The organism is Anaerolineales bacterium (genome assembly GCA_022866145.1).
Classification (GTDB): Bacteria; Chloroflexota; Anaerolineae; order Anaerolineales; family E44-bin32; genus PFL42.
Window position 1 is genome coordinate 1 of sequence record JALHUE010000298.1, and the last position, 4735, is coordinate 4735.

The following is a 4735-nucleotide window of genomic DNA, read 5'->3' on the forward strand; positions in this document are numbered from 1 at the left end:
CCTCAGCCGCGCTCTAACCATGACCCCTCAATCAGGAGGCGACGATGGGATTTGAACCCATGATCAGGGTTTTGCAGACCCTTGCCTTACCACTTGGCCACGTCGCCAGAAACAAGCTGTCAGCCTTCAGCGCTCAGCTATCGGCCACAACACCCGGCAAGACGGGCTTGCTGATCGCTGAGGGCTGAGAGCTGACGGCTGGTCTTCCAGAGCGGGCGATGGGATTCGAACCCACGACCTTCTCCTTGGCAAGGAGACGTTCTACCACTGAACTACACCCGCAAGTGCACGCCGGAGGATACCGTGAAAGAAGGGGGGTGTCAAGAAATCCACTTTGGGCGCCGGCCTGAGCCAGTTGGTTTCCGCCATCAGGATGGTTCGCTATCCTTTCAGCGCACCGGCCATCAGGCCGCGCAGGAAATACCGCCCCAGGAAGATGTAGATCAGCAGCGTCGGCAGGGCGGTCAGCAAGGCGCCGGCCATCTGCACGTTCCACTGCACGATCTGGCTGCCGGCCAGGTTGTTCAAGGCCACCGTCACCGGCCAGGTGCGGTTGCCGGTCAGCACTACGGCGAACAGGAAGTCGTTGTAGGCCTGGGTGAACTGCCAAATCAGCACCACGACAAAGGCCGGGATCGAGAGCGGGAAGACCACGTGGCGATACAGCCCGACGAACCCGGCGCCGTCGATGCGCCCGGCTTCCAGCACCTCGGTCGGGACGCCGGCGTAGTAGTTGCGGAAGATCAGGGTCGTGATGGCGATCCCGTAGATCACGTGCACCAGAACCAGGCCGCTGATCGATCCGCGCAGGCCGAGCTTCTCCATGAAGATCACCAACGGGATCAGAATCGCCTGGTAGGGGATGAACATCCCGAAGAGCAGGAAGGTGAAGATGACGTCGGAATACTTGAACTTCCACTTGGAGAACACGTAGCCGTTGAGCGAACCCACGACCGACGAGATGATGGCGGCGGGGATGACCATCCGCATGCTGTTCCACAGATGGGGGGACAGCTTCTCGAAGGCCAGGATGAAGTTGTCGAAGTGAATGCCCTTGGGCAGCGCCCACATCCGCTGCAGGTCGACCTCGGCGAAGCTCTTCAGACCGGTGATCAGCAGCAGGTAGACCGGCATTAGGAAGAAGAGCGCCATGAAGATCAGCATCAGGTACAACAAGGGGCGGGTGAGCCGCCGGGTCATCCGAGGGTTCATTGCTGCTCCTCCGACCGCATGCTGTACACCAGATAAGGAACGATCAATACGGCGATGGTGAGCAGCATGATGATCCCGATGGCGGCGCCTCGGCCGTAGTTGTTCGCGTCGAAGGTCGCCCTCCACATGTAGACGCCGGGAACATCGAGGGCGATGTTGTTCTGGCTGATGGCCACGATCAGGTCGAAGATCTTCAGCGAGATGTGTCCCAGAATGATGACTGCGCTCAAGGTGACCGGATTGAGCAACGGCATGATGACATAGCGGTACATCTGGAACTCGCTTGCGCCGTCGACGCGGGCCGCCTCGCGCAGGTCTTCGGAGATCGCCCGCAAGCCTCCTAGGTACAGGGCCATGGTAAAGCCGGCCATTTGCCAGACCGCCGGGACAGCCACGAAGGCGATGCCCCACGGAGGATCGGTTAGATGCCAGCGGCTGATCAGGGCGCCGAGTCCCAACTGCTGGAACAACAAGTTGATCCCGGTGATGCGCGTGCCGGTGGCGGGGTTCATCAACCAGCGCCAGACGACGCCGGTAACGATGAAGGATATCGCCATCGGGAACAGGAACACACTGCGGAAGAAGTTCTCGCCTTTGAGTTTCTGATCCAGCAGGATCGCCAGGAACAGGCCGAGGGCCAGGCAGCTCGTGAGGAAGATGGTGGTGAAGACCGCGGTGTTGCGGACGTCGATCGCGAAGCGGGCGTCCCGGGCCAGCTCCAGGTACTGCCGCAGTCCGGCGAACGAGTAGTCGGGCATCAGGCCGGTCCAGTTGCTGAGCGAGACGCGCAGCGTCCAGCCGATGAAGCCGTAGACGAAGATGGCCGTGGCCACGATCGACGGCATCACGACCAGGATCGCCAATACCTGATCGCGGTTGACGTAGCGCCGCGGGCGGGGGGCGGCGGCACGGGCAGGAACCGGCGTGGCTGTCATCCTCTCCCTCGTGGGCTCGAGGTCTCGCCCGGGATTCTAGACGAATTCGCCCGGAGCGGGTGGGGAAGAGGAGGGGCGGACTTGCGCCCGCCCCTCCGCGCTACGCGACCCTTAGCCTACTTGTTGGGGTAAGCTGCCGCGGCGGCGACCAGCGCGGACTGGAAGGCCTCGACGTTCCTGTTCGTGTCGGTCAAGAACAGGCCCAGCGCGGTGTTGATCTCGTTCTTCCAGGTGTCATTCGCCGTCACGCCGTGGGTCAGGCTGCCGACCACCCGGTCGGAGGCCCAATCGGCCATCGCCGTCTGCAGATACGCATTGAAGAGCGTGGCATCGCAGTCGGTGCGGGCGCAGATTGAACCCTTGACGGGGTTGAAGGCTTCCTGTCCGGCCTTGGAGCCGGCGGTCTTCAGCCAGGCCAGCGCGCCTTCTGCATGTGGAGCGCCCTTAGCCAGAGTGAAGCTGTCGCTCAGGAACTGGAACGTGCCGTCGGTGCCGGGCGGAGGCGCCCAGCCGTAGCCCTCGCCCGGGACCAGCCCCAGGTTGCCACCCTCGGCCGTGCCGGAGAAGTAGCCGTCGCACCAGTCACCCATGATGTTGAAGGCGGCATCGCCATTGGCGACCAGCTGCGAGGCATCCTGCCAGGTCAGGCCGGCGGCGTCGGAGTTGACGTGCTTGAGGACTTCGGCATAGGTCCCCAGGGCGGCCGTTACTTCGGCGCTGCCCCAGTCACCGCTGCCGTCCCAGAGCGCATTGTAGGCGTCCGGGCCGAGCTCGCCCAGCAGGACCACTTCCATCAGGTGCATGGCGGTCCACTGCTCACCCATCGACAAGCAGATCTTGCCGGCAGCTTCGACCGTCTCGCAGGCGGTGAAGAACTCGTCCCAGGTTGTAGGCACCTGTACACCCAGCTCGGCGAGCAGGGCGGGGTTGGTCCACATCACATTGGCGCGGTGGATGTTCACCGGCACCGAGTAGATCTGATCGCCCTTCGAGATCAAGGGCAGCAGCGTGGCCGGCATGACCTTGCCGAAGCCTTCTTCCTCGAACAGGCTGTTGAGGGGCTCGATCTGACCAGCAGCCACGTAGGTGCCGATGATCTCCTGCCCGGCGTGAGCCTGCCAGGAGTCCGGCGGATCGCCGGCCTGCAGGCGGCTGGCCAGCACGGCGCGGGCGTTGGTGCCGGCGCCGCCAGCAACAGCGGCGTTGATGAACTCGGTCTTCGGATACTCGGCGGCGAAGATCTTGATCATGGCATCCAGGCCGGCAGCCTCACCACCGCCTGTCCACCACGAGAAGACCTCGACCTGATCGGCCCCGGCTGGCGCCGCGCCGCCGCAGGCAGCCAGCAAGGCCACCACTATCAGCAGGGCGATCGTTGTAGAAAGCTTGCGGATCATCTTGACTTCCTCCTTGAGAGTTGGACGAACTGACATCGATCGTAACCTGTGGCTGGAACTTGTGGGTGGTGTCTATCACCTCCCTTCCTGGAAGAATGGTATCTCAACAATGCCAAACCCATACCCTGGTCAGCCCGGCACCATTTCTCGGCGCTGGAGGACTGCTCCGGCTAGCGCCGGCTCCGGGAGCACCAAGCGTGGCCTGCTCAACAGTTCGTGGAGCACCAGCGCCACGCCACCGATCACGCAGGCATCGGCCTGGAACTTCGATAGAACGATGCGCGCCGCCCGGCGCGATTCCCCAATGGCGCGAGACTCGACCACCTCCCGGGCCCGAGGCAGCAGGTACTCGTGCGCCAGGCTCAGCGAGCCGCCGAAGGCGACCAGCGTCGGGTTGAGCAGGTTGACCAGATTGGCGATGCCGATGCCCAGGTAGGTTCCGGTCTCACTCAGTGCCCGCTGAGCGACGGCGTCTCCCTGGCGGGCCGCCTGCAGGATGACCTCCAGCGTCATGGAATCCGGGCCATCGCCGTTGCGGTCGCGCAGCCGGCTGGCCTCGCCGGCCTGCAGGGCGGCATCGACACGCTCAACCAAGGCGCGCAGGCTGGCCAGCCGTTCCCAGCAGCCTTGATTACCGCAGCGGCAGATCGGGCCGTCGGGGTCGATCGTTGTGTGCCCGGCCTCGCCGGCATAGCCGCTGACCCCCGAATAGATCTGACCGCCTATGACCAGGCCGGCGCCCAGGCCGATGTTGGCGACCACGTAGGCGAAGGTGTCAACATCCTGGGCAACGCCGAAGTAGCGCTCGGCCAGGGCAGCGGCGTTGGCATCGTTGTCCACATAGATCGGGAGATGCAGGCGTGTGCTGAGCGCCTCCCGGAGGGGGACCTCGCGCCAGCCCATGTTCGGTTCGAAGACCAGCGTGCCGGACGACACATCGACCAGACCCGGCACGGCGATTCCGGCGCCCATCAGCGGGCGTCCCCTTCGCTGACAGTGCTGGCGGGCCTGCCGCAGAAGGGAGGTCAGTTGGTCGAGCACGCTCTCCAAACTGTCGGAGCGGTCGAAGAATGCCTGCCGGCGCCAGCTGACTCCCGCTCGCAGGTTGGCCACGACAACTGAGAGATGGCCGACGCCGATCTCGGCCCCAATCACCCAGCCGACGTCGGGATCCAGCTCTAGCAGCACACC

Annotated in this window: 4 protein-coding genes and 2 tRNA genes; all 6 read right to left on the bottom strand. The window is 64.1% G+C overall.

Annotated elements, in window-relative coordinates:
* Positions 1-36 precede the first annotated feature (36 nt).
* Positions 37-107, bottom strand: a tRNA-Cys gene (locus MUO23_09110).
* 103 nt (positions 108-210) lie between these two features.
* Positions 211-282, bottom strand: a tRNA-Gly gene (locus tag MUO23_09115).
* A gap of 99 nt (positions 283-381) precedes the next feature.
* Complete coding sequence (locus MUO23_09120) at positions 382-1212, bottom strand: carbohydrate ABC transporter permease (protein ID MCJ7513114.1); 831 nt, start codon at positions 1210-1212, stop codon at positions 382-384.
* Positions 1209-2147, bottom strand: coding sequence for a sugar ABC transporter permease (locus MUO23_09125; protein ID MCJ7513115.1), 939 nt, complete (start codon positions 2145-2147; stop codon positions 1209-1211). Before MUO23_09125 ends, MUO23_09120 begins: the two co-directional genes overlap by 4 nt.
* A gap of 116 nt (positions 2148-2263) precedes the next feature.
* On the bottom strand, positions 2264-3544 hold the full coding sequence (locus tag MUO23_09130) for an extracellular solute-binding protein (protein MCJ7513116.1): 1281 nt from the start codon (positions 3542-3544) through the stop codon (positions 2264-2266).
* 129 nt (positions 3545-3673) lie between these two features.
* A partial coding sequence (locus MUO23_09135) for an ROK family protein (GenBank protein ID MCJ7513117.1) occupies positions 3674-4735 on the bottom strand: 1062 nt, incomplete at its 5' end.

Bases quoted from the DNA above. Each gene is read 5' to 3' on its own strand.
- MUO23_09120 (MCJ7513114.1), bottom strand. From the start codon at position 1,212: ATGAACCCTCGGATGACCCGGCGGCTCACCCGCCCCTTGTTGTACCTG.
- MUO23_09125 (MCJ7513115.1), bottom strand. From the start codon at position 2,147: ATGACAGCCACGCCGGTTCCTGCCCGTGCCGCCGCCCCCCGCCCGCGG.
- MUO23_09130 (MCJ7513116.1), bottom strand. From the start codon at position 3,544: ATGATCCGCAAGCTTTCTACAACGATCGCCCTGCTGATAGTGGTGGCC.